Origin of the sequence: Shinella sp. HZN7 (assembly GCF_001652565.1) — a bacterium.
GTDB classification, from domain to species: Bacteria; Pseudomonadota; Alphaproteobacteria; order Rhizobiales; family Rhizobiaceae; genus Shinella; species Shinella granuli.
In genome coordinates, this window is sequence record NZ_CP015736.1 from 3,455,864 (window position 1) to 3,480,698 (window position 24,835).

The 24,835-nt window shown below is 66.3% G+C and carries 23 protein-coding genes; 9 read left to right on the forward strand and 14 right to left on the reverse strand.

Translation table 11 applies throughout. The features are described from left to right. Positions 1–7 precede the first annotated feature (7 nt). Genes shn_RS16655 through shn_RS16680 form a run of 6 tightly spaced genes read right to left on the reverse strand, consistent with a single transcriptional unit; the run spans position 8 to position 5,579 of the window. Positions 8–1,033 (reverse strand): Gfo/Idh/MocA family protein, encoded by a 1,026-nt coding sequence (locus shn_RS16655; RefSeq protein ID WP_064331409.1) that lies wholly within the window; start codon positions 1,031–1,033, stop codon positions 8–10. Then, on the reverse strand, positions 1,024–2,091 hold the full coding sequence (locus tag shn_RS16660) for a Gfo/Idh/MocA family protein (protein WP_145925949.1): 1,068 nt from the start codon (positions 2,089–2,091) through the stop codon (positions 1,024–1,026). Before shn_RS16660 ends, shn_RS16655 begins: the two co-directional genes overlap by 10 nt. Positions 2,092–2,150: 59 nt before the next feature. Continuing rightward, complete coding sequence (locus shn_RS16665) at positions 2,151–3,194, reverse strand: ABC transporter substrate-binding protein (protein WP_064331411.1); 1,044 nt, start codon at positions 3,192–3,194, stop codon at positions 2,151–2,153. A gap of 23 nt (positions 3,195–3,217) precedes the next feature. After that, a complete protein-coding gene (locus tag shn_RS16670; protein ID WP_084438078.1) occupies positions 3,218–3,997 on the reverse strand; it encodes an ABC transporter permease in 780 nt (259 codons plus the stop codon). Beyond that, complete coding sequence (locus shn_RS16675; protein WP_064331412.1) at positions 3,994–4,785, reverse strand: ABC transporter permease; 792 nt, start codon at positions 4,783–4,785, stop codon at positions 3,994–3,996. The genes shn_RS16670 and shn_RS16675 overlap by 4 nt, the downstream gene beginning before the upstream one ends. Continuing rightward, positions 4,782–5,579 (reverse strand): ABC transporter ATP-binding protein, encoded by a 798-nt coding sequence (locus shn_RS16680; protein ID WP_064331413.1) that lies wholly within the window; start codon positions 5,577–5,579, stop codon positions 4,782–4,784. Before shn_RS16680 ends, shn_RS16675 begins: the two co-directional genes overlap by 4 nt. Before the next feature lie 258 nt (positions 5,580–5,837). Between shn_RS16680 and shn_RS16685 the strand changes: the two genes are divergently transcribed. From shn_RS16685 to shn_RS35860, 8 genes are all read left to right on the forward strand, one after another. Further along, on the forward strand, positions 5,838–6,941 hold the full coding sequence (locus tag shn_RS16685; RefSeq protein ID WP_168168921.1) for a GntR family transcriptional regulator: 1,104 nt from the start codon (positions 5,838–5,840) through the stop codon (positions 6,939–6,941). Between the two features lie 154 nt (positions 6,942–7,095). Further along, a complete protein-coding gene (locus tag shn_RS16690; RefSeq protein ID WP_064331415.1) occupies positions 7,096–8,646 on the forward strand; it encodes a hypothetical protein in 1,551 nt (516 codons plus the stop codon). A gap of 76 nt (positions 8,647–8,722) precedes the next feature. Beyond that, positions 8,723–10,078, forward strand: a complete 1,356-nt coding sequence (locus tag shn_RS16695) for an extracellular solute-binding protein (protein WP_168168922.1) — start codon at positions 8,723–8,725, stop codon at positions 10,076–10,078. 10 nt (positions 10,079–10,088) lie between these two features. Further along, positions 10,089–11,024, forward strand: a complete 936-nt coding sequence (locus shn_RS16700; RefSeq protein ID WP_064331417.1) for a carbohydrate ABC transporter permease — start codon at positions 10,089–10,091, stop codon at positions 11,022–11,024. Next, on the forward strand, positions 11,021–11,848 hold the full coding sequence (locus shn_RS16705; RefSeq protein ID WP_064331418.1) for a carbohydrate ABC transporter permease: 828 nt from the start codon (positions 11,021–11,023) through the stop codon (positions 11,846–11,848). Before shn_RS16700 ends, shn_RS16705 begins: the two co-directional genes overlap by 4 nt. Position 11,849: 1 nt before the next feature. Beyond that, positions 11,850–13,385, forward strand: a complete 1,536-nt coding sequence (locus tag shn_RS16710; protein ID WP_064331419.1) for a sulfatase — start codon at positions 11,850–11,852, stop codon at positions 13,383–13,385. After that, positions 13,378–14,442 (forward strand): ABC transporter ATP-binding protein, encoded by a 1,065-nt coding sequence (locus tag shn_RS16715; RefSeq protein ID WP_064331420.1) that lies wholly within the window; start codon positions 13,378–13,380, stop codon positions 14,440–14,442. Before shn_RS16710 ends, shn_RS16715 begins: the two co-directional genes overlap by 8 nt. A gap of 412 nt (positions 14,443–14,854) precedes the next feature. Next, positions 14,855–15,064, forward strand: a complete 210-nt coding sequence (locus tag shn_RS35860) for a hypothetical protein (protein ID WP_145925950.1) — start codon at positions 14,855–14,857, stop codon at positions 15,062–15,064. Between the two features lie 179 nt (positions 15,065–15,243). Here the strand turns inward: shn_RS35860 and shn_RS16720 are convergent, their stop codons facing one another. The 8 genes from shn_RS16720 to shn_RS16755 are packed head-to-tail and all read right to left on the reverse strand — an operon-like array spanning position 15,244 to position 24,560. Further along, positions 15,244–16,128, reverse strand: a complete 885-nt coding sequence (locus shn_RS16720) for an ABC transporter ATP-binding protein (RefSeq protein WP_064331421.1) — start codon at positions 16,126–16,128, stop codon at positions 15,244–15,246. Beyond that, complete coding sequence (locus tag shn_RS16725) at positions 16,125–16,928, reverse strand: ABC transporter ATP-binding protein (RefSeq protein ID WP_064331422.1); 804 nt, start codon at positions 16,926–16,928, stop codon at positions 16,125–16,127. Before shn_RS16725 ends, shn_RS16720 begins: the two co-directional genes overlap by 4 nt. After that, positions 16,925–17,815, reverse strand: a complete 891-nt coding sequence (locus tag shn_RS16730) for an ABC transporter permease (protein WP_064331423.1) — start codon at positions 17,813–17,815, stop codon at positions 16,925–16,927. The genes shn_RS16725 and shn_RS16730 overlap by 4 nt, the downstream gene beginning before the upstream one ends. A gap of 1 nt (position 17,816) precedes the next feature. Next, positions 17,817–18,797 carry an ABC transporter permease gene (locus tag shn_RS16735; RefSeq protein WP_064331424.1) on the reverse strand — a complete coding sequence of 327 codons (981 nt, stop codon included), beginning with the start codon at positions 18,795–18,797 and terminating at the stop codon, positions 17,817–17,819. Positions 18,798–18,848: 51 nt separating this feature from the next. Further along, the gene (locus shn_RS16740; protein WP_064332657.1) at positions 18,849–20,498 is read right to left on the reverse strand and encodes an ABC transporter substrate-binding protein; all 1,650 of its coding nucleotides are present in this window, start codon (positions 20,496–20,498) and stop codon (positions 18,849–18,851) included. A gap of 5 nt (positions 20,499–20,503) precedes the next feature. Further along, complete coding sequence (locus tag shn_RS16745) at positions 20,504–21,001, reverse strand: GNAT family N-acetyltransferase (protein WP_064331425.1); 498 nt, start codon at positions 20,999–21,001, stop codon at positions 20,504–20,506. Between the two features lie 15 nt (positions 21,002–21,016). Next, a complete protein-coding gene (locus shn_RS16750; protein ID WP_064331426.1) occupies positions 21,017–23,038 on the reverse strand; it encodes a beta-N-acetylhexosaminidase in 2,022 nt (673 codons plus the stop codon). Between the two features lie 28 nt (positions 23,039–23,066). Beyond that, on the reverse strand, positions 23,067–24,560 hold the full coding sequence (locus shn_RS16755) for a M81 family metallopeptidase (protein ID WP_064331427.1): 1,494 nt from the start codon (positions 24,558–24,560) through the stop codon (positions 23,067–23,069). Between shn_RS16755 and shn_RS35865 the strand changes: the two genes are divergently transcribed. Then, positions 24,559–24,807, forward strand: a complete 249-nt coding sequence (locus shn_RS35865) for a hypothetical protein (RefSeq protein ID WP_145925951.1) — start codon at positions 24,559–24,561, stop codon at positions 24,805–24,807. The genes shn_RS16755 and shn_RS35865 overlap by 2 nt on opposite strands. Positions 24,808–24,835 lie beyond the last annotated feature (28 nt).

Consider the following 24,835-nt stretch of genomic DNA (forward strand, 5'->3'; position numbering starts at 1 on the left):
GATCCGCCTATCGCGCAATCGGCTGCGCCGAACCGCTGGCGGCCGCCCGATAGGCGGCATCGATCATCGCGAAGGCCCTGCGGCCGTCCTCTATCGTGACCGGCATCGGGCCGCCGTTCTTCAACGCATCGACGAAGGCCCAGGCGACGTGTTCGTGGAATATGCCCGTCTTGAACGACGGCACGACCGGCAGGGCAGACCATCCCTCCGCCTCGCCGCGCCGGAAGACGCGCAGGAAATCCGCCTCGCGCGTCGGGCGCGAGGCGATGTCCACGCCGGAAAGCAGGATCGAGCCCTCCGTCCCGTAGATTTCGATCGAGGTATCCGCGCCGGCAAAACACCAGCTCGTCGTCACCTCGGCGATCATGCCGTCCGCATAGCGGAAGGTGGCGACCGCCGTGTCCTCCACCGGCAGGCCGAGCGTGGAGGAAAGCGTGGCATAGGCGGTCTCCGGCTCGCCGAACATCCAGCGCAGGAAATCGGCGGCATGCACGCCCTCGTCGAGCAGCGTGCCGCCGCCCGAGCGCGCCGGATCGACGAACCAGACGGAGCGAAAGGCCTCCGTCAGGCCGTGGCTGTGGCCATGCCGCACGCGGCACAGCGTCACCCGGCCGAGCGCCTTCTCCTTGAGGAGGCGCTCGATCTCGTGGTTGGCCGGGTCGAAACGCTTCGGGAAACTCTGCATGAAGCGGATGCCTGTGCGCGCCACCACGTCGGCGATGGCATCGCACTGGGCGCGGTCGATGCCGAGCGGCTTTTCGCAGAGCACCGGCCGGCCGGCGGCGGCCGCCGCCTCCACCAGTGCCAGGTGGTCGCTCGTCGCCGAGCAGATGGCGACCGCATGGCTCTGGCGGATGAGGCCGGGAAGGTCCTGCGCCACATCGAGGCCATGGCGGGCGGCAAACTCCGCGGCCGCCGTTTCGGACGCATCCCAGACGCCGACGACCTGCACCTCGGGCCGCTCCAGAAAGGCGCGGGTCCAGAAATTGGCGTGGTAGTGCGCAACGCCGAGTATCGCGATCTTCAGGCGCATTCGGCCTTCTCCCCTTCCCCGCATACCGGCATCCGCGTGCCGGACCCCGCTGCTGCATAAAGCGTTTCCGCCACCTCGACCGAGCGCAGCCCGGCGGCGGCCGTATCGTCGGCCGGCGCTTCGCCGCGCACGACGGACAGCCAGTGGCGATGATGGGCCGCGCCGAGCGGTTCCTCCGGCAGGTCGGGCGTCACCCAGCCCGCCGCGCCGGTGACGGACGGCGCGTGCATGGCCGCCGCGCCGCGCTCGGTGCGCAGCCAGACCGTGCCGCGTTCGGCATAAAGTTCCAGGCGAAAGCGGTCGCATCCGGCAAGCTCGGTATAGCTCATCTCGTGGCTCACCCGCGCGCCGCCGGCCAGCCGGTAGGTGGCGAGCACATTGTCCTCCAGCTCCGTCCGCACGATGCGCCCGTCGGCAAGCCGGCGCTCCGGCCTCGCCGTCTTCATGTCGGCGGCAACGGTTTCAATCGGGCCGAGGAGGTGCTGGACGAGATCGATGCCGTGCACGCCGAGTTGCATGACGACGCCGCCCGAAACGTTGCCGGGCTTGAAGAACCAGTCGTTCCAGTCCGCCCCCGGTGTGGCGTTGCGAAGACGCACGGAATGGACCGCGCCAAGCGCGCCGGCCTCGATTTGACCGCGCAGCCAGCGCACCTCCGGGAAATGGCGGTGCATGAAGCTGACGGTGAGGCGCCGCCCCGCCCGTTCGTCCGCGGCGAGGATGGCGCGGCACTGGGCGCTGTTGAGCGCCATGGGCTTTTGCAAGAGCACGAACTTGCCGGCCTCCAGCGCATCGATGGCGATGCGCTCATGCGTGTCGTCGGGCGTCGCGATCACCACGGCGTCGATGGCGCTGTCGTCGAGCACCCGGCGATAGTCGGTCTCGGCCCGGCCGATGCCGAGCGCTTCGGCCTTCGCCTGCGTCGCCTCCGCCCGCCGGCCGACGAGCGCGGCGACATCCGCTCCGCCGGCGGCGCGAAGGCCGTCGATGTGGTAATCGGCGATGAAGCCCGCGCCGATGACGGCGACGGCGATCCGATCGGCAGCCGAACGGGACATGGTGATCAATCCGCTTGGATGGCAGGGGGGCGCCGGCCCATGGCAGGCGCCCGGTTTCTTCAGGGCGTCCACTGACCCTCGACCGACACGGCCGCGGTATTCACAGCCTTCAGCGGGGCGGTATAGGTATAGGTGAGCACGTCCTTCGCCTCGCCCGGAATGCGGTTCGTCGCCTTCAGGTAATCGACGATCGCCGCCATGTCCTCGACATAGGACGGATCGACATCCGGCGTGAAGGTGTAGTCGCCGAGGAGCGCGGCGTTCATCTCCACCGGCTGCTTCTGAAAATCGGAGAATATCTTCAGGACCTCGTCCTTGTTGGCGGGGTCGGCCACATAGGCCTGCGCCTTGGCGAGCACCTTCACCAGCGCTTCCGTCGCGACGGGATGGGCGCGCACCCAGTCCTGCGAAGCGACCCAGACGGTGCGGTTGTTGGAAACGGCGACGTCCTCGCCGCTGTTCTTGGCGAAGAAGCTCTTCGTGCCCGTATGCACGATCTTCGCACCCTGCTCCTGCACCGCGCGATAGGGGAAGGGCTCCCAGAAGACGATGCCCTGGATCTCGTTGTTGGCCATGGCGGCCATCGCCTCCGGCGGCGCAAGGTTCACCGTCTGGAGCTTCGTCTCGTCGAGGCCGTAGTGCTTGGCGACATTGGCAAGCAGGGCGCCTGACGTGGAGGAGACCAGAAGGCCGAGCTTCACATTGGTGAGGTCTTCCGGGTTCTCGACGCCGGCATCCTGGCGCACCACGATCTTCTCCAGCCCGTGGCTGACGGCATTGGTGCCGAGGACCACCACGGGCACACCATTGTGCGCCATCGAGACCGGCGGCAGGTTGCCGGGCGTCCAGAGCTGGATCTCGTCGGCAAGAAGCGCCTCGCCGGCGAGATTGCCGGAGGCGAAGGTCTTGAACTCGACGTTCTTGAAGCCGGCCTCGTCGAACCAGCCCTTCTCCTTGGCGACGATATGGACGAGGAACGGCAGGTCCGGGCCGATGCTGATGGACAGCGTGTCGGTTTCCACGTCCGCGGCGGCGGACGGGCCAGCCGCCAGGAGCATGCCGGCCATGGCGGCGGATATCAGGGATTTCAAGACGATGCGCATGTGGTTCTCCCTCTCGTTATACGTCAGGCGCCGTGCCAGCGCCCGATCCAGCGTTTGATCGCGGCGCCGATCGCCGCGTCGGTGATGAGGTTGAGCGCGCCGATGAGCAGGATGCCGACGACGATGACGCCGACGGAACCGCCGGTGTTGCGCTCGTTGATGATCATGTAGCCAAGCCCCCGGTCGGCGGCGATCAGCTCGGCGGCGACCAGCACCCCGAAGCTCAGCCCCCAGCCGATGCGCACGCCCGTCGCAAGATCGGGCGCGGCGGCGGGCACGGCGACGCGCAGGAGGAGCGGTACGCCGCTGAGGCCGAAGGTCTGCGCCGCCTTCAACAGCATCGGATCGATGCCGCGCATGCCCTGATAGGCCGCCGTGACGACGGGAAAGAAGGCGCCGAGGAAGATGATGAAGAATTTCGACGGCTCGCCGAGACCGAACCAGATGATCGCAAGCGGGATCCAGGCGAGCGGCGGGATCGGGCGCAGAAGCTCGATCAGCGGCCGCGCGAGGGCGCCGAAGCCGCGATACCAGCCCGCCGCGATGCCGACCGCCGCCCCGGCCAGCGCACCCAGCAGGAAGCCGGAAAAGACGCGCAGCAGGCTCCAGAACAGGTTGTCGGCGACGGTCTCGGCCGTGAGGCGCTCGGCCGCCGCGCGGATGGCGAGCGACGGGCTCGGGAAGATCGCCGGGTCGATCAACCCGGTGCGGGCGCTGATTTCCCAGGCGGCGACGGCGAGGAACGCGCCGATGAGGCCGAGGGTCAGGTCGCTGGCGGCAGAAAGGCGGGAAAGCGGCTTCATCGGCGCACCCGGTCGAGATCGCCCGCCCAGGGCAGCATGGCGCGTTCCAGCGCCGTCAGGCCGGCGGAGATGGCAAAGCCGATGAGGCCGATGACCAGCATGCCGATGATGGTGATCTCGCTGCGATAGAAGGTGCGCGCCTCCATGATCAGCGCGCCCAGCCCCTCGATCGTGCCGATCATCTCGGCGCCGACGATGACCATGAAGCCGACGCCGAGCGCCATGCGCGCACCGGCAAAGATGCGCGGCAGGGCGGCCGGCAGCACGACGCTGCGATAAAGCTCCAGCCCCTTCAGGCCGAAGGTGCGCGCGGCCCTGACGAGCGTCGGATCGACATAGCGCACGCCGGCGATCACATTGGACAGCATGACCCAGAAGCAGCCGTAGCCGATGAGGAAGACCTTGGTCAGCTCGCCCGCGCCGAACCAGACGATGACGAGCGGCAGGAGGCTCAGCGTGGCGACCGAGCGGCAGAACACGATGAGCGGCGCCGTCAGCTTGTCCACGACAGGCAGGGCACCGATGACGAGGCCGAGCGGGATCGCCAGCGCGAGCGCCGCGCCGTAGCCCTGAAGCACGCGCAGGATGGTGGTCAGCGCATGCGACCAGATCGACACGCCCGTCGGAAAGCCCGTCGTCGACAGTTCGACGAATCCCCGCGCGATGCGGCTGACCGGCGGGAACTGGTAGGGCTTGAGTAAGCCGTAGCGCACCCCGGCCTCCCAGAGAAGGAGAAGCACCGTGAAGGCGGCGAGCGGCGGAAGCGCCTGAACGAGTTTGCGCGTCATGTCGAAAGCTCGTTCCAGATGGCCTGGTAGAGCGCATTGAAACCCGGATCGGTGCGCAGGCGCGGGCCCGGCAGGTCGACCGGGAAGATGCGCTTGATGCGCCCCGGATTGGGCGCCAGCAGCACGATCCGGTCCGACAGCGTCAGGGCCTCGCTGATCGAATGGGTGACGAAGACGATGGTCTTGCGGCGCGCCTCCCAGATGCGCAGCAGCTCCTGCTGCAATTCGATGCGCGTCAGTTCGTCGAGCGCGCCGAAGGGTTCGTCCATCAGGAGGATCTGCGGATCGAGCGCCAGCGCGCGGGCAATGGAGACGCGCTGCTGCATGCCGCCGGACATTTCGCGCGGATAGCGCCCTGCCGCGGCTTCCAAGCCGACGAGCGAGAGGAGTTCCAGGGCGCGCCGGCGGCGCTCGGCCTTGGCAAGGCCCGACTTGCGGAAGCCGAAGGCGACATTGTCCACCGCCGTCAGCCAGGGAAAGAGCGCATGCTGCTGGAAGACGACGCCCTGCCCTTGCCCCGGCCCGGTGACGACCTTGCCGGCAATGGCGATCCGGCCGGCCGAGACGTCCTCCAGACCGGCGATCATGTTGAGGAGGGTCGTCTTGCCGCAACCGCTGCGGCCGATGAACGAGACGAACTCGTTCTCGGCGATGGCGAGATCGACATTGTCGAGCACCGGCACGGCGCCGCCGCTGCGCTGCGTGAACACCTTGCGCGCGCCATCGATGCGGATGAAGGCCGCTTCGACAGGCCCGCGGCCTCCCACGCCGGTATCCGGGCTGCGTCGTTCCATGACAGGGCTCTGCGACACGACGGACTCCCCTTCCGATCGCTGCGACGGATGGCTTTTGCCATTCCGGGATCAAAGCGTATACGTGAAAATCAAATTGTAAAGTGCAATTTGTATCCGCTATAATACAATCAGGCGTGAACAGGAGGCCCACCTCCCCGCATCATCAGCCGAAGAGGCGGGATTGCCGGGGCGGGATTCAAAATGTATCCGGTTGGAAGCAACAAGAAGCAGACACGAATCGACGATCGGGGCAGACCTTTGCGCGCAGCCTCTTCACATGCGGTCCTTGCATCCCTGCGGGACCAGATCGCCCGGCTGGACGACGGCGCGCGGCTGCCGACGGTGCGCGAGCTGATGCGCAGCCACCAGGTCAGCCAGGCGACCGTGCAGGAGGCGCTGACGCGCCTGCGCGAGGAAGGGCTCCTCACCTCGCAGGTCGGCCGCGGAACCTATGTCGTCAAGGATGGCGAGGCGGCCGCGCAGGACGGCGCCGATGCCACCAGACACCTCGACAGCCTGCTGATCCTGTCGAATGCCAGCCTCAACGAGCGCTGCGTGCTGGTGCAGAACCACATCGTCGGGCACCTGTCGCGCACGGGCAGCAAGGTGGTGCAGATCTCCTACCACAATACCGGTCACCTGCTGGACATCCTGACGTCGGTTCCGGATTTCGACGCCGCGATCCTGCAATCCCACTACGAGAACATCCCGATCCGGCTGCTCCATCTCCTCCAGGGCAAGACGCGCGCCCTCGTCGTCGACGGGAATTCCGTGGCGGGCGTCGACATCGACCGGGTCGGCACCGACTGGGAGGAGGCGCTGGATCTCGCGCTGGAGCATCTTTCGGAGCTGGGACACCGCTCCATCGCGCTGGTTTCGCTGGATTCCATGGCCCAGCCCATTCTCTCCGTACGACGCGCCTTCGACCGGCTCGGCCGCCGCCACAAGACCGGATGGGAACACACCGAAAGCATCGCGCTCGGCGGGGTGCTGCATCCCACCCAACGGGTCGGCGACGCCCTGAAGACGGCGCTCGGCGCATTGGTCGACCGGCACGGCCGGCTTCCCTTCACGGCGATGGCGACGCTCGGCATTTCCGATTCCCTCGGCATCCGGCAATGCCTTACCGAAATGGGCATCTCCTGCCCGCGGGACCTCAGCCTCGTCGTGCTCGGCCACCACGACGTTCCGACCGAGCATTTCGGCTTCATGAGCATGGCCGGCAGCTCGTATCTGGCCGCCGCCAGGAGCCTGATCGAGGTCATCCACAAGCGCATCGCGGCGCCGCGCGAGGCGCCGCAGATCGTCTATCTCGACTGCCTCGCCGAGTTCCGCGACAGCACCGGCACGCCGCCCCGCTGAAACACAGACGCCGGCCGGACGACGGCGCACGCCCTCACCTAAAAAACAGGCTTGCATCGAGGGATGCATCTGCTACGGTACAATACATATTGTATCAGTCGAGTTTGCCCGGAGCATGGCGCGTCCTGGCCATTCGCAATGGGGAGGGTGCAGTATGTTGGGTGAGCGTCTGCCGGAGCGGCTCCAGCCGCTTGCCTCGCGCTTCGGCGTCCGGCCCTATTACGGCGACATCCACAATCACTGCGACATTTCCTACGGCCATGGCAGCCTCGAACAGGCGCTGCGCCGGGCGCGCCGACAACTGGATTTCGTCTCCGTCACCGGGCATGCCTACTGGCCCGACATGCCGGTCGACGACCCGCGCGTCGCCCATATCGTCGATTTCCACGTCAAGGGCTTCGCCAGGCTCGAAAAGCTGTGGGGCGCCCATTTCGATACGCTGGCGGCGGCGGACGAGCCGGGCGTCTTCACCGTCTTCCCGGGCTACGAAATCCATTCCTTCGCCCATGGCGACTATACGATCGTCTATCGCGACATCGCCCGCCAGGAGGTGATCAAGGCCGATACGCCGGCAGAACTGCACGCCCGGCTGCGCGCCGCCTATGGCGACGGCGTCTTCGCATTCCCGCACCATATCGGCTACCGCCTCGGCGCGCGCGGGGTGAACTGGGATACGGTCGTCGAGGACCTCTCGCCTGTCATGGAGATCATCTCCATGCACGGTTGTTCCGAGACGTCGGTCATGGACCGGCCGTTCCTGCATTCCATGGGCCCGAGCGACGGCCAGTCCACCGCCCGCCACGGCCTCAACCGCGGCATCCGCTTCGGCTTCCTCGGCAATACCGACCATCACAGCGGCTATCCCGGCTCCTACGGCCACGGCCGCTCGGCCGTCTATGCGCCGGAGAATTCCCGCACGGCCCTGTGGGACGCCATCCACCGGCGCCGCACCAATGCGCTGACCGGCGATGCAAGCCATCTCTTCTTCGCGATCGGCGAGGCCATGCAGGGCGGCAGCATATCCACCGGTGGACCTGCAGCGCTGGAGCTTGAAGCGGTCGCGGGCGGCGCCATCGACTATATCGACCTCATCCGCAACGGCAACGTCGTCGGCCGGGTGACACCGGACCTGCAACAAAGCCCGATCGACACCGCCGACGGCAGCATGGAAACCCTGCTCGTGCTGGAACTCGGCTGGGGCGCACGCGGAAAATTCCACGACTGGCAGGGCTCGCTGGAGCTTTCCGGCGGCGACATCCTCTCCGTCGAGCCGCGCCTGCGCGGTTCCGAAGTGGTCTCGCCGCTGGAGGGTGGCGGCGACGCGAAGGACGAAAACGACATTCGCCTTTCCGGCAACCGCATCGACTTCACGATCCGCTCGATCGCCAACCCCAACAACACCACCGCCGCCATGCAGGCCATCGCGGCTCGCATCCGCATCACGCCGGATGCGAGGGTCCGCTTGGTGCTCGACGGCCAGAGCTTCGAGGCGAGCGCCGAGCGCCTGCTCGAAGGCGCGCTTTCGGGCAATCTGGGCCCGATCGACAGCCCCGCCTTCCGCCTGCACCCACTGCCGCGCCCGCATCAATGGCAGTGGCGCGGCGGGCTCGCCATCGAGCCGCTGCGCAAGGGCGACTGGATCTATGCCCGCATGCGCCAGGCCAATGGCCAGTGGAACTGGGCGAGCCCGATCTTCTGCGAATAGGAAACCGGGGAAGCCCCGTTTTCCGCGATGCCGAAAGCAAGCACTGAACATTCATGAGGCAATGGGAGACTCATCGATGACCTCTACGACCCGCATTCCAAGACGCAACGTCCTCAAGGGCGTTGGCATGGCGGCCGCCGCCAGTCTCGTTCCCGGCGCATTCCGGCCGCTTTACGCCGCCAGCGTCGCGCCGATCACCATCGTGATCAACCAGTCGCCCTGGTTCGAAAGCTTCCGCAAGACGGTGGAAGTCTACGAGGCCGAAACCGGCAACAAGGTCGAGCTCGACGTCAACCCCTTCGCGGGTTCGCTCGAAAAGCAACGCAATTCCGTGCGAGCGAGCGCGGGCCAGTACGACATCCTGATCATGAACTCCGGCTGGTTCGCCGAGATGTATGCCGGCGGCTTCGTCGAGGCCATCACCGACATCGACCCCGGCTTCCAGCTCGATCCGGAGGTCTACACGCTCGGCGACACGATCTACTATGACGCCGCCGACAAGACGATGACCAAGGCCGGCAAACTGATGTCTATGCCGGTCTCACCGCTGATCCCGATGCTCTACTATCGCGGCGACCTCTACGAGGAGGCCAGCCTTTCGGCACCGAAGACCTTCGCCGAACTGGAAGCCAACGCCAAGAAGTTCCACAACCCGCCGGGCATGTACGGCATCGTGCAGCGCGGCGCGCGCGGACCGCACACCGTCGCATACGACTTCTACCCCTATCTCTACGGCTTCGGCGGCGGCATCTTCAAGGACCAGTCGACGGGCGACTACTCCGTCACGCTGAATTCCGACCAGGGCCGCGAAGCGCTCGACTACTATGTGCGCCTCGCCAAGGAAGCCGGCCATCCCAAGACGGCGGCCTCCGACCAGGCGGAGGTCATCCAGGCCATGGTGACCGGCCATACGGCGCATATCATGATGGTTATCGCCGCCTGGTCGCAGATGGACGATCCCAACAAGTCCGCCATCGTCGACAAGGTCGAATGGGCACCGACGCCCTCCGTCGAAGGCTTCCCCACCTCGCCCGGCCTCGGCCACTGGCTGGCCGGCATTTCCAAGAACGTGCCCGACGACCGCAAGCGCGCCGCCGTGGAGTTCCTGCGCTGGTTCCAGACGAAGGCCGCACAGCTCGAAACGGCCAAGGCCGGCGGCATCCCCGTCCATGCGGCGGTCTACAAGGAGCCGATCGCCGACGAGCGCCGCTACCGCTGGATGAAGCCGCTCGCCGAAGCCCTGCCGCATGCGGTGAACATCTACCAGTTCCCCGAGGCGAGCGAGGTCATCTCGGTGCTGGAGCTCGGGCTCAACCGGGCCGTCGCCGGCGAGATCACGACCGTCGACGCGCTGAACGGCATGTCCGACGAGATCGAGAAGATCATGGCCGGCCATGCCTACAAGACCGGCAAGCTCGATCCGCTGAAGTAAGGACCGGACCATGGCCGCCGCGCAAGCCCAGATTCAATCGTCCCCGCGGCGGCCGACACAGGTCTTCGAAGACCGCGGCCAGCGTCTCTGGCGCTGGCTGACCTTCTCGCCGGCCCTCGCCATGATGCTCGCCCTCAGCATCCTGCCCATCGCAAACCTGTTCCTCACCAGCTTCCAGAACATCACCTGGGCGGACGGGCAGCAGGTGCGCACTTGGGTGGGCCTCACCCATTACCAGGCGTTGTTCTCCGACAGCCTTTTCGGCGCCGGTATCTCCAATACGCTGATCTTCGCCTTCGGCGCCGTCGCCGGCCAGATGGTCCTCGGCTTCGCCATGGCGCTGCTCTGCACCAAGATCGTACGTGGCCGCGTGCTCTACCGGGCGATCTTCATCCTGCCGATCCTCATCCCGGGCATCGTCATCGGCGCCATCTGGAAGCTGATGCTCAATTTCGACTTCGGCCTCATCAACAAGGCCCTAAACCTCGTCGGAATCCTGCCGCATGACTGGCTGGGCAGTCCCGAAACAGCCCTCTTCTCGGTCATCGTCGTCGACATCTGGCACTGGACGCCGTTCTGCTTCCTGCTGTTCCTGGCGGGGCTCGAATCCCTGCCGCAGGATGTCTTCGAGGCCGCCAGGATGGACGGCGCGGGCGCCTGGCAGGAGCTGATCTACGTCACGCTGCCGCTGATGATCCCGACGATCGTCGTCACCTTCGCCTTCCGCCTCGTGCTCGCCTTCAAGGTCTTCGACGAGGTCTATCTCCTCACCAGCGGCGGCCCCGGCACCTCGACCGAGGTCATCAGCTTCACGCTCTACCAGCGCTTCTTCACCGAGGACAAGGCGGGCTACGGCTCGGCCATGTCGGTCACCGTCATCTTCCTCGTCTCGCTGCTTCTCGTCCTCGCCCTTTCGGCGCGCCGCCGCACGGGAGCCGCCTCATGAGCCGGCGCACCCATTCCGCCCTTCCGGTCCATATCACATTGGCGATCGGCGCCGCGCTCGTCCTCGTGCCGATCGTCTGGACCGTCGCGGCCGGCTTCCGCACGCAGATCTCGCTTCTGATGGGTGACGTTCTCTTCACGCCGATCGGCAGCAACTTCGCCGAGGTGCTCTGGTCGAAGACCTCCGACTTCCTTCTCAACTACCGCAACTCGATCATCGTCGGCATCGCCAGCACCGTCCTGTGCGTCGTCGTCGCCACGCTTGCCGCCTTTTCGCTCAACCGGATGCGCTGGCCCGCCTGGACCGTGCATCTCTTCCTCGCCTGGACGATGATCTTCCACATGATCCCGCCGGTGGCACTGGCGAGCGCCTGGTTCACCATGGCGCGGGCGGTGGGGCTGGAAAACACCTTCACCGGCCTGATCCTCGCCCATGCGACGCTCAACCTGCCGATGGCGATCTGGCTGATGGCTGTCTTCGTGCGCGACGTGCCGAAGGAGCTGGAGGAGGCGGCGATCATGGACGGGGCGGATACGCCGCATATCCTGTGGCATGTCGTCCTGCCGCTGATCACGCCAGGCCTTGCCGCGACCTCGATCCTCACCTTCATCTTCTCCTGGAACGAATTCGCCGTCGCCCTGACGCTGACGATGAAGCAGACGGCCACCGTGCCCGTCGCCATCGCCAAGTTCGCCCAGGATTTCGAGATCCAGTACACCCAGATGGCCGCCAGCGCCGCGCTGGCCATGGTCCCGGCCATCCTCGTGCTGCTCGTGGCGCAGCGCTACATCGTCAAGGGGCTCACGCAAGGAGCGGTGAAATAGCATGAAGGCGGTTTTTGTCCTGTTCGATTCCCTCAACCGGCACCTGCTCGGGCCCTATGGCGGAACACGCATCCCGACGCCGAATTTCGACCGGCTCGCCGCCCGCAGCGTGACCTTCGACAAGCACTATGTCGGCAGCCTGCCCTGCATGCCGGCAAGGCGCGACATGCTGACCGGCCGCCTCACCTTCCTGCATCGCAGCTGGGGGCCGCTGGAGCCCTTCGACAATGCCTTCCCGGAAATCCTGCACCGGGAGCGTGGCACCTACAGCCATCTGGTGACCGACCACTTCCACTATTGGGAGGACGGCGGGGCGACCTATCACAACCGCTACGATTCCTATGAATTCGTGCGCGGCCAGGAGGGCGACCGCTGGAAGGCGATGGTGCAGCCGCACTGGGAGCGCCTGCGCGAGAAATACCACGCCCGCCAGTTCAGCGACCAGCGGCGATCCTATTTCGGCCAGAACATCATCAACCGCGAGTTCGTCAAGGAAGAGAAGGACTTCCCCTCCGTGCGCTGCTTTGCCGAGGGCTTCGACTTCCTCGACCGCAACCGCGACGCCGACAACTGGATGCTGCAGATCGAGACCTTCGATCCGCACGAACCCTTCACGGCGCCCGAGCGTTTCAAGGCGCAGTTCGATACCGGCTGGCAAGGCCCGATCCGCGACTGGCCGCGCTATGGCCGCGTCGACGAGCTGCCGGAGGAATGCGAGGAGCTGCGCGCCAACTACTATGCGGTGGTGGCGATGTGCGACCACCTGCTCGGCGAATTGCTGGACTATTTCGACCGTCACGAGCTGTGGAAGGACACCGCCCTCGTCGTCACCACCGACCATGGCTTCCTGCTCGGCGAACACGACTTCTGGGCCAAGAACCGCATGAACCTCTACGAGGAAGTGGCGCATATCCCGCTCTTCCTGCACGATCCGCGCCATGCGGCACGCGCGGGAAGCCGGTCTGAGGCCCTCACCCAGTCGATCGACCTTGCGGCGACCTTCCTCGACCTCTTCGGCGCCACACCACCGGCCGAGAACGAAGGCTTTTCGCTTTGCGCCATGGCCGACGGCACAGCGCCGCGCCAGGGCGCTCTGTTCGGCTATTTCGGCGGGGCTGTGAACGTTGCCGATGGCCGATACACCTATCACCGCTTCCCGGAGGACCTGTCGCAGCAGGAACTCTACCAGTACACGCTGATGCCGACGCATATCTTCTCGCCGTTCACGCCGGCCGAGCTTGCCTCCGTCGAACTCTCGCCGCCGCTTGATTTCACCAAGGGCGCGACCCTCCTAAAGGTGCCGGTGATCGAGCGTTCGCCGATGTACAACAACTACGGCCCCGGCGCGCTGCTCGAATCCGAAACGCGCCTCTACGATCTTGAAAACGATCCCGGGCAGGAAAAGCCGCTCGTCGATCCCGGTGAGGAACAACGCCTTGCAGAACTGATGAACCGGCTGATGCAGGCGAACGGCGCGCCGCCCGAAGCCTTTTCGCGCTTGGCCTTCGATGCCGTTTCGGGAGAAGACCATGGCTGAAGTCCAGATCCGGGACGCCCGCAAATCCTATGGCGCCGTGGAAGTGCTGCGCGGCGTCGATGTCGAGGTCAGAGACGGCGAGTTCGTCGCACTGGTCGGGCCATCCGGCTGCGGCAAGTCCACCCTCTTGCGCATGATCGCCGGGCTGGAGGGCATTTCCGGCGGCGAGATCCGCATCGGCGCGCGCGTCGTCAACGATATCCCGCCGAAACAGCGCGACGTCGCCATGGTCTTCCAGAACTATGCGCTCTATCCGCACATGACCGTCGCCAAGAACATGGGCTTCTCGCTGAAGCTCGCCGGCAAGCCGAAGGACGAGATCGACAGGCGCGTTGCGGCCGCCGCCGAGATTCTTGACCTCTCCACCCTGCTCGACCGCCTGCCGCGCCAGCTCTCGGGCGGGCAGCGCCAGCGTGTGGCGATGGGCCGCGCCATCGTGCGGAACCCACGCGTCTTCCTGTTCGACGAACCCCTGTCCAACCTCGACGCCAAGCTGCGCGTGCAGATGCGCGCGGAAATCAAGGCGCTGCACCAGCGCCTCGGCACGACGACGGTCTATGTCACCCATGACCAGGTCGAGGCGATGACCATGGCGGACAAGATCGTCGTCATGCGGGCCGGCGTGGTCGAGCAGGTGGGCTCGCCGCTCGATCTCTACGACCATCCCGCCAACATGTTCGTCGCCGGTTTCATCGGCTCGCCGGCGATGAATTTCATCGAGGGGCACATCGAGAAGGGACGGTTCATTTCCGGCTGCGGCCTGTCGGTCGCGACGGGACCGACCGCCGACACCGCCCGGGCCGTGCTCGGCATCCGCCCGGAGCATCTGACGCTCGATCCCGCAGGCACGGCCGCGACCGTCGTGGTCGTCGAGCAGACCGGTTCTGAAACCCTGCTGCTGCTTGAAATGGCCGGGCAGAAACTCACCTATCTCGGCCGCGACCGCCTGCCCATTCGGCCTGGCGAGACCGTCCACATCCTGCCGGACGCCACGCGCCTGCATCTCTTCGACCCGCAAAGCGGCCACCGATTGGGCGACAGGCCGGGCGCCGCTTGAACCCGGCACCCCGACCGTCAAGACGGCGCGCCGAAAGCGCTACACTTTTCCGATACCGGCTATGAAGCCCGTCTCTGCCTGTCGGCATCTCCCTACAAGGGCGAGAGGGCTGGCAGCCTGCTTTTCCCGCCAATTCTCCCTATGAGAGTGCCGCAGGTTAAGCCCCTCCCCCTGGTGGGGAGGGGTCTTCAACTCATATCGATTGCCCTGCCGAGCCCAGGACGGAGACATTGCCGCTGGCGCAGCATGGCTAAGCCCATCGACCGGTGACGCATTTCGGCACATCTGATAACCAATTGCTTACCCTTTGCGGAGTCGATCGGCGCATACAATCAAGAGTAGGTGGGACCACGCGAATGGCTGGGTAAACGTGAGCCCGCTCCATGATGGAGCCGATTCGAGGTGCCATTTCATGCCCATGCAGACCGTTCATCGTCTGACCAACGACCCGACACCCGCCCAGCGTCTTGCCCGTGCCATCAAGGACATCGACAGGCGACTGGACTGGATCCACCGACACAATCTGCCCGTTCCCCTGAACGCCTATCGTGCCCGACGCATCCTGCACGAGGCGCTTGCCCGTTGTCGCGAGCGCAATAGCACTCTCCCGCCGGCTCGCTGACGGGAGACACTGCGCGAGCGGATGCGATGCCCAAGCCGCGCCGGTCGCGCAGGGACCCGGTCGAGCGATACGAGGCGCTCCCGGGTCTTTCCTTTGCAATCAGAACTCAATGCCCGAAGCAGAGCGGGCAGCCACGCACCGCACCGCCGAGCCCAACGCGGCACGGCTGAAGGCTCTTTTCAGACGGCGAGGACGAAGTGGTTTTCGCCTGCCGTGACGACCTCGCTCTGGTCCTTCGCCGCGATGCGGCGGACGGCCTCCACCGCGCCGGGGTCGATCCGCGAGGCGGCATCGGAGAAGCGGCACGCCGGATCGGGCACGGCCGACAGCAACAGCTTTGTATAGGGATGCTGCGGGTTGTCGATCACCGCGCCGCAATCGCCCCATTCGACGATCTGGCCGCTATACATGACCGCGATATCCTCCGCGACATAGCGGGCGGTGGCAATGTCGTGGGTGATGTAGAGGAGGCCGAGATTGCGCGCCGCCTTCATCTCGTTGAGCAGGTTCAACACGCCGAGGCGCACCGAGACGTCCAGCATCGAGGTCGGCTCGTCCGCGACGAGGACCTGCGGGCGGGCGATGTTGACGCGCTGGCGCTGGCCGCCGGACAGTTCGTGGGGGTATTTCGGGGCGACGATGGCGGGATCGAGCTTGACGCCGGCAAGCTGCTCGAAGACCGCGGCGTCGAGGTCGGCAGATCGGATATCCGGGCGGTGCAGGCGCAGCGTCCGCTTCAGGTGATAGGCGATGGTGTGCGCCGGGTTGAGCGAGGCGAACGGATCCTGGAAGATCATCTGCACGGCCTGCCGGTAGGCGGCAAGGTCGCGGCCGCGCCGACCCGCCGTCGGCTCGCCCTTGAACAGCACGCGGCCGCTCGTCGGCAGGTATTCCAGCATGGCCATGCGCGCGCAGGTCGTCTTGCCGCTGCCCGATTCCCCGACGATGGCGAGCGCCCGCCCGCTGTGGAGTGCGAAATTGACCGAGCGCGCGGCCCGCACGCCGCCCGTTTCGCTGCCGAAGGTCTTGCTGACAGTGTCAAAGCGCAGAAGCGGTTCGTTCATCCGAGCACACCTCCCTTGAGCGAGGGGAACGAGGCCCAGAGCCTCTTCGTATAATCGTGTCGCGGCGTGCGGAAGATCGCCTCCGACGGTCCCTGTTCCACCATCCTGCCCGACAGCATGACGCCGATGCGGTCGCAGAACTGCACCATCAGCCCGAGATCATGGGTGATGAACAGCACGGAAAAGCCGCGCTGGCGGCGCAGTTCGTCGATCCGCTGGAGGATTTCGCGCTGCACCACCACGTCGAGCGCCGTTGTCGGCTCGTCCATGACGACGAGCTTGGGATCGAGCGCCATGCAGATGGCGATGACGATGCGCTGGCGCATGCCGCCGGAGAACTGGTGCGGATAGTCGCGCATGCGCTCCGGCCTGATGTCGACGAGCGTCAGCATCTCGGCGGTGCGGTCGCGCGCCTCCTTGCGCGTGCAGCCGGTATGGGTGCGCAGCACATCGTAGAACTGCTCCTCGACGCGCAGCACCGGGTTCAGCGAGTTCATCGCGCTCTGGAACACCATCGCCACCTCGCGCCAGCGGAAATCGGCGAGCGCCCGTTTGTCGAGGCCGAGCACGTCGCGGCCGGCAAGGCGGATCTCGCTGCCCTTGCGGATCAGCGCCGGCGGGCCATGCAGCCGGCTGACGGCAAAGGCGATAGTGCTCTTGCCGCAGCCCGATTCCCCGGCAAGCCCGAAGACCTCCCCCGGCGCGACGTCGAAGGAGACGTCGTCCACCGCACGAAAATCCGTCTCCGCGCCGATATAGTCGATCGTGAGGTTCCTGACGGAAAGCAAGGCGTCGCTCACAGGCGTCCCTCCCCGGATCTGATGAGGCTCGACCAGCGGGCAAGGCGCCCGCCGGTGCGCAGCCGCGGATTGGCAATCTCATCCACCGCGAAGTTGACCAGCGACAGTCCGATGCCGAGCAACGCCAGCGCCAGGCACGGCGCAAGGATGTCCCACCAGGCGCCGACCGAGAGCGCCGAGGCCTTCTGCGCGTTGTAGAGCATGGTGCCCCAGGAGATGACGTTGGGATCGCCGAGCCCAAGGAATTCCAGTGTCGCCTCGGTGATGACGGCGAAGATGACGCTGCCGATGAAATTGATGCCGACGATGGAGAAGACGTTCGGGAAGATCTCGAATGCCATGATGCGCCATTGCGGCTCGCCCATCATCTCCGCGGCCTTCACGAAATCCCGCTGCTTGACGGACAGCGTCTCGGCCCGCGTGACGCGCGCGCCCCAGGCCCAGGAGGTGAGGCCGAGGATGAGCGCGATGACCATAGGCCCCGCCTGCCCGACGAAGGAGGCGATGACGAGCAGCAGCGGCAGGTTCGGCACGACCAGCACCATGTTGGTGAGGAAGCTGATCACCTCGTCCGTCTTGCCGCCGCGATAGCCAGCGATGATGCCGAGCGTCGTGCCGACGACGGTGATCAGCAGGCCGGCGGCAAAGCCCACGGCGAGCGAGGTCTGCGCGCCATAGATCAGCCGCGCCCAGACATCCTGCCCGAGGCGGGTCGTGCCGAGGATATGTTCGGCCGAGGGCGGCTGGTGCGGCCGGCCGGTGCGGCCGGCGGGATTGTATTCCGTGAGCAGCGGCGCGGCGACCGCCACCAGCACGATGAGGAGCACGATGGCAAGGCCGACGAGCGCCTTGCGGTTGCGGCGAAGGCCGATCAAGAGCTGGCCCATGTCAGCCACTCCCCTTCAGACGCGGGTCGAGCAGAACATAGCTGACATCGACGAGGAAATTGGACACCAGCATGGCGGCGGTCATGACGAGGAGCTGGCCCTGGATGACCGGATAGTCGCGGGCGAGGATCGCCTGGTAGAGCGTATTGCCAAGGCCCGGATAGTTGAACACCACCTCCGTCACCAGCGAGCCGCCGAGCACGGTGCCGAGCGCGATGGCAAGGCTGGAGACCGTCGGCAGCAGCGCATTGCGCGCCGCATACCAGACCATGACGCGCCGGTCGGAAAGTCCCTTGGCGCGGGCCATCACCACATAGTCCTGCCCGAGCAGGTTGATCATATTGTTGCGCATGGTCACGGTGAAGCCGCCGGTCAGGACGAAGCAGAGCGTGACGAGCGGCAGGATGGCATGATGGGCGACGCTGGCGAAAAAGGCGAGGCTGAAGGACGGATCGAGCGCCGGGTCATGCGCATAGCCCGTCGGAAACCAGCCGAGCGTGAAGCCGAAGACGAAGAGCGCGACGAGCGAGGTGACGACCGCCGGAATCGAGGTGGCGAAGATCGCGGAGACCGACACCACCACGTCGAGCCGGCTGCCGCGCCGCCAGGCGGCGACCATGCCGAGGAAACTGCCGAGCGCGAAGGAGATCAGCGTCGCCGTGCCGACGAGACCGACGGTCCACAGGAGCGCCCGCCCGAGCAGGTCCGTCACCGGCAGCGGGAAATATTTCACCGAGACCCCAAGGTCGCCGGTGAAGATGCTGGAGAGATAGGTGAGGTACTGCTCCCAGAGCGGCCCGTCGACGAAGCCGAAGGTGAGCTTCAGCGCCTCCAGGCTTTCCGGCGGCAGTTCCGAGCCCGCCGAGGAGAACATCAGCGCCACCGGATCGCCCGGCATCAGGCGCGGCAGGAAGAAGTTGATCGTCGCCGCCGCGATGAAGGCGGCGAGGTAGAACAGGATTCGGCGAAGCAGGAAGGGCATGGTGTGGAACCGGCGGGGCCTGTCACGGTCCCCGCCTCCTCTATGGACGGATCACGGAACCGGCTGGAGAGCCAGGAGGTTCAGAAGACGTGCGCGATTGTTCCTGGTGATCGACGGATTGGCGAAGGGATTCTCCTTCGTCGACCAGCCGGTGAAGCGGCTCGTATTGTACTGATACCAGTTCGGGTTGTTAAACACCGGCATCAGCGGCAGGTTCTCCGCAACGATGCGCTGGGCCCTGTTCATGATATCCTTCTGCTTGGCGAGATCGGCCGTGTGGGTGAACTCCCCGATCAGCTTTTCGACATCCGCATTGAACCAGCGCTGCGCGGTGAAGCGCGTCTTGCCCTTGTCGGCCTCGGTGAAGGCGCGCTTGTAGGGATAGTACGGCGAAGCTGCGGCCGGCAGACTGTTGATGGCGGCGTCGAACTTGCCGGAGATGAGGTTCTGGCTCCAGACGGCCTCTTCCGGCGTCTCGATCCTCGCATCGATGCCGACCGCCTTCATGTTGTCGATGGCGATGTTGACGGTGTCGATCCAGTCGGTCCAGCTCGCCGGAACGATGATCGAGAAGGCGATCTTCGTGCCGTCGGGGTTGTCGCGCATGCCGTCGCCGTCCTTGTCGACATAACCGGCCTCGTCGAGCAGCGCCGCGGCTGCCGCCTCGTCATAGGTCGCGAACTTGCCGAAATCGGTGGTGACGGACGGATCGGCCCAGGCCTTGTAGAGCTCGCCCATCAGGCCCGGGTCCTCGTTCAGCGTCGGATAGCCGTAGCCGGCGATATCGACCATGCCCTGCCGGTCGAGCGCCATGGAAACGGCCTGGCGGAACTTCAGGTCGGAAAAGGCCTTGCGATTGTCCGCATTGGCGCTTTCCTGGTTGAAGACGAAGGCCACCATGCTGCTCGGCGAATACCAGTAGTGGAAGTGCTCCGGGTTCTTGGCGACATAGACCTTCTCGATATCGGGGATGAAGGAGACGCCCCAGTCGAGCGTGCCGTCCACCGTCGCGGTCAGGATCTGGTTGTTGTCGGCAAGCTGCGGGAAGCGCATGCAGTCGACCTTGAGCTGTTCTGCGTCCCAGTAGTTCGGGTTGCGGCACTGGTCGTAGGTCTGCCCGGTGAAGCGGGCGATCTCCGTCATCGGACCGCTGCCGACCGGCGTCTCGTTGGAGAAGGTGACGGGATCGGCGATGTCCTTCCAGGCATGCTGCGGCACGATAGGGATCTGCACCAGCGTTTCGGCGGCAAGCGAGGTCGGCTCCTTCATGGTGAAGCGCACGGTCTCGGCATCCGCCACCTCGACACCGTCGATCTGCGTCCAGATGCTGACGAAGTCGAGCGCCGGGAATCTCTTCACGAGGTCGAAGCTGAACTTCACGTCCTCGGCGGTCAGCGGCTGGCCGTCGGACCATTTCAGGCCGGAACGCAGCTTGAAATCGATGCTCTTCAGGTCGTCGGAGAGCGTGAAGCTCTCGGCAAGACGATAGACCGGCTTGTTGCTGTCGAACTGGTTGAAGATGACCAGCGGCTCATAGATGAAGTCGAGCGTGCTCTGGCGCGCGGACGTCTGGTTGAAGGGGTTAAAGTTGCGCACCCACGTCGTCGCGGGCTCGATGTTCACGGTCAGCACGGTCTGGGCAGCCGCGGGCGCGGCGCTCAGCATCAGGGCCGCAACGGCCGTCAGGGTCTGGAACTTCATGTCGTTCACTCCTCTCTTGAACTGTCGGGTTTCGGGCGGCGCAGCATGCCCTCGTAAACGCCCTTGTCCTGCGCGGGGATCGGCATCGCACCGACCGCACCCACATAAAAATCCACCGGTCCGGCATCGCCGATCACCGCATAGGCATACCCGTCGGCCTTGAGTGCGAGGAGCGCGCCCGCAAGCAGCGCCACGCCCACGCCCCTGCCCCGCGCGTCAGGATGCACGCCCGTCGGCCCGAAGAAGCCGCGCGCCACGATGTCGTGACAGGCAAAGCCGAGAAGCCGCCCTTCAGACACCGCAACGAGGCAGGCGACCGGCCGGCGCGAAAAGGCGACGGTCACCTCGCTCGCCCAGTTGTCGGAAAAGTTCTCGCGCACCCAGTCGACCACGAGCGCCATTTCCGGCGCCAGCGCCGGACGGATCGTGACGCCCTCGACCGGCGGACGCGCCGCAAGCGCCGCGAATTTTTGCGAATGGAGATTGACGAGAAGATCGGGCATCGTTTGCGTTCTCCGTCAGGCCCAGTGGCCGTAGAGGTTGGGCATCAGCGCCGCGTTGACGATGAAGCGGTCCCAGTCCTTCTGCTCCCAGGGCGTCCAGGCCGTCTCGGCAATGGCCGAAAGGCGAGGGAAGACGAGGCGATCGAAGATCGCGCGGTCGGCCATGGATTCGTTCCAGATGCAGGCCTGGACGCCCTTGAAATGGGCCAGCTGCTCGCCCGTCCACCCTTCGACGGGGTCGAAATCATAGGTGTCGCGCGGGGACGGGGAGCCCGCCCAGCCGGCGCCCGGCTCGTTCCAGTCGGTGGACTGGCCCATGTCGAGATAATAGGCCTGCCCCGGCGCCACGACGATGTCGTAGCCCTCCTGCGCAAGACGCGCGCTTACCGGCACGTCGCGCCAGCCGATGAGATAGGACGATGCCTTGTCGAGCACGCCGCCATGCGCCGCCTCCTGCCAGCCGCCGGTGACGCAGCCGAGCGCCTTGACGCTCGCATGCACCTGCCGCAGGAAGGCCGCCTGCAGCACGGCGGTCGGCGCGCCTTCGATGTCGTCGGCGCCGTCGTGGTTGGTCTCGACATTGTTGTGCCGCGCATGGGCCTTGGCCGCGTCCGCGCCGGCAAGATCGGCGAGCATGGCAAGCGCCAGCGGCGAGCCGGACCAGGCCCCGAGCGGCACCTCGTCCGCACCGACATGCAGGATGCCGGCGGGAAAGAGCCCGGCAAGCTCCTGCATCACCGTCTCCATGAAGGCGATGGCCTTCGGCTGGGCCGGGTTGAGGCAATTGTTCGGCATGCCCTGCACGGAGGCATACTCGCCGGTCTCGTCCGGATCGCGCAGCTCCGGCAGCGCCTGCAGCAGGGCGAAGCTGTGGCCGGGCACGTCGATTTCCGGGATGACGGCGATGCCGTAGCGACCGGCATGCGCCACGATCTCGCGCACCTCGTCCTGCGTATAGTAGCCGCCGGTCGGGAACGGCCCGGAGCCGAAGAGCGGCGGCACAGGCAGGTCATGGCCGCGCCAGGCGGCCTTTTCCGTCAGTTGCGGATAGGCGGTGATCTCGATGCGCCAGGCCTCGTCGTCGGTGAGGTGCCAGTGGAAACGGTTGAGCTTGTTCCAGGCGAGAATCGCGAGGAACTGCTTGACCTCGGCGCCGGCATAGAACTGGCGCGCCACGTCGAGATGGCAGCCGCGGAAGCCCATGCGCGGGGCATCCTCGATGCTGCCAGCCACAGGAAAGAGGAAGGTGGCGGGGTGGCGCCGGGCACCGCGGAAGATCTGGCCCAGCGTGATCAGCCCGTAGAGGAAACCCGCAGGCGCAGACGCCGTGACGAGCACGCCATCGGCCGCAAAGTCGAGGCGATAGGCCTCCACCTCGCCTGCCCGTTCGGCAAAACGAACCGGCAGGCCGCCCTGGTGGATGTCCCGCACCAGCCCCTCACCCTGGAAAAGCCGCGTGGTGATATCGCGGAAGGCATCGGCCGCTTCGGCGGCCGCGGCCGGGCCGTCCGCAAGGGCGAGCCCGTGCGGCACCTGCCCGCCGGCAATGCCGGCGACCTCTTTCGGCCAGGGGACGATCGACAGCGGCTGCGGCGCGTTCAGCGGAACCGGCGCGCGGGCGGTGCCGCGGCGCGGCGCATTTTCCGCGACGGTGGAGACGGTGGGCAGCACGCGCGCCGGCAGGATGGTTCCCTCGGCGGTGACGACATAGGCGTTGCGCGCGCCGTCGCTCCAGTGGCGCAGCGGATAGGAAAGCTGGCGGCTGCTCGCCTCCCAGACCGCGCCGGGCGCCAGCACGAAGCCGTCCGGCGGCGCGATGGTGCTGTGGTTGGAAAAGCGCCGCACCAGCCGGCCGTTCTCGATCGCCGCGCCGGCCTGCAGCCGCGCCGGACCGCTGAAGCACAGCACGAAGCCGGCAAGCGGCGTGGCGCCGAGATTGGTGAGGCGGATCGTATAGACAGGCGCCTCTTCGCCGGCCGGCGGCGTCCAGAGCGTTTCGAAGAGCAGGGAATGGTTGGGGTCGACGGAGGCGGTCATCGGGTCAATTCCTGGGTCATGAAAGGGATCAGGCAGCGGCGCCCGGCTCCAGCCCGAGCGGATCGTCGACGCGTGGCCAGAGTTCGAGACTGGCCTTGCGATAGGCGGTTGTTGCCGGATCGGTCGGGTAGGAGGTCGGCGCGGCGACGTAGACGATCTCGGAGGAGACCGGCTGGAAGCCGGCATGGAAGTGGTTGGTGGACTTCACCAGCAGGAAGGCCTTCGCCGTGAAGTCGATGCCCTGGTTGGCAAAGATGTCGGGCTCGTAGGTCTGCGTGCGGCTGGTGATCAGCACGATGTCGATCGTCGTGCCGAGCGGACGCACCACGGCGGCAGGGCCCAGCGTCACCCGGCTGTTGCGGAAGCTCTGCCAGCCGGCATCGAACACGGCTTCGACCGTCACGTTGAGGTCGAGCGGCTCGCCGCCCTCCGGCCCCGACTTGCCGCCGAGGCGCAGCGCAAGCTCCGCCCCTTCCCCCGCCGCATGGCAGAAGGAGACGGCGATCGGGTCCCAGATCGTCGCCACCGCGACATCGTCAAAGCCCCGCGCCATCATGCGGCGCAGGATATAGGTCGCATCGCCCGCCACCCCGCCGCCCGGATTGTCCCAGACGTCGGCGATGACGACGGGCATGTCCGGCCGCTCGTCACGCACGGCCAGCGCCCGGTCGAGCCCGGCCTCCGTGTCGAACATCGGCATCGCCGTCTTGCGGCGCAGGCCGTAGAGCTCGTGGCCGAGCCTTTGCGCCAGCGCGTCGCCCTTCGCCTTGTCGCCGTCGGCAACGACGACGATGCGCGTGCCCATGTCCGGCACGTCGCCGGCCATGAAGCCGTGGATGACGGAGATGGAGAGGATGCCGTCCCTGCCCTCCATCGCCTTCAGCCGGTCGATAAAGGCGCGCATCGGCTCGCGGCTCGTCGGGTAGAGGGTGATCATGCGGCAGTCGAAGGTGGAGATGACGGGGCGGATCTCGCCGCGCAGCGTGCGCAGCGCAAGCTCGACGACATGCTCGCCGCGCTCCTCGAAATCGGTGTGCGGGAATTCGAGGAAGGTCGCCATCAGGTCGAGATGGGCGACGCGCCGGGCGGTGAGGTGGCTGTGCGGGTCGAACTCGGCGGCAACCAGCACGTCCGGCCCGACGATCGCGCGCACCCGCTCCAAGAGGTCGCCCTCCGGATCGTCATAACCCTGCGCCACCATCGCGCCGTGCAGGCCGAGCACGACGGCATCGACCGGCAGGGCGGCCTGCAGTTCGCCGAGGATGCGGTCGCGCAGGGTCTCGTAGGTCCGGCGCTGGATGAGGCCGGCGGGCTCGGCCCAGCAGGAGGTGCCCTCGATGACGGCAAAGCCTTCCGCCCGGCCGCGCCGGCGCAGGATCGGCACGACGGAGGAGCAGAGCGTGGGCGTGTCGGGATGCTCGCCCGGGCCGGCATAGAAGGCGGCCTTGAAGGCGTTCATGTCCGTGGGGACGGGCGAGAAGGTGTTGGTCTCGGTGGCAAGCGAGGCCGTGAAGATGCGCATGGGCGTCCGTTCCGCTGGCGTCCAGGCCGGCCGCTGCCCGGCCGTCATCGCCCGCCGCGTGGCGCGCCGGTGCCTGGCCGAACGGCGTGATGCCGTGCTGTTGGATCGCAAAGTTCCCGTCAACGATCATCGCTGGAGCGATGTAATTTGTTTTCTCGATAATGCGATAATTTCACCGGAAGTCAATGGATTCACCCAGAATTCCCAGCCGTCATGTAATCTGTTTTCTTTTTGTTGTTTGATCTGAAAATTTTCACGACGGCGATCGTGAAAAC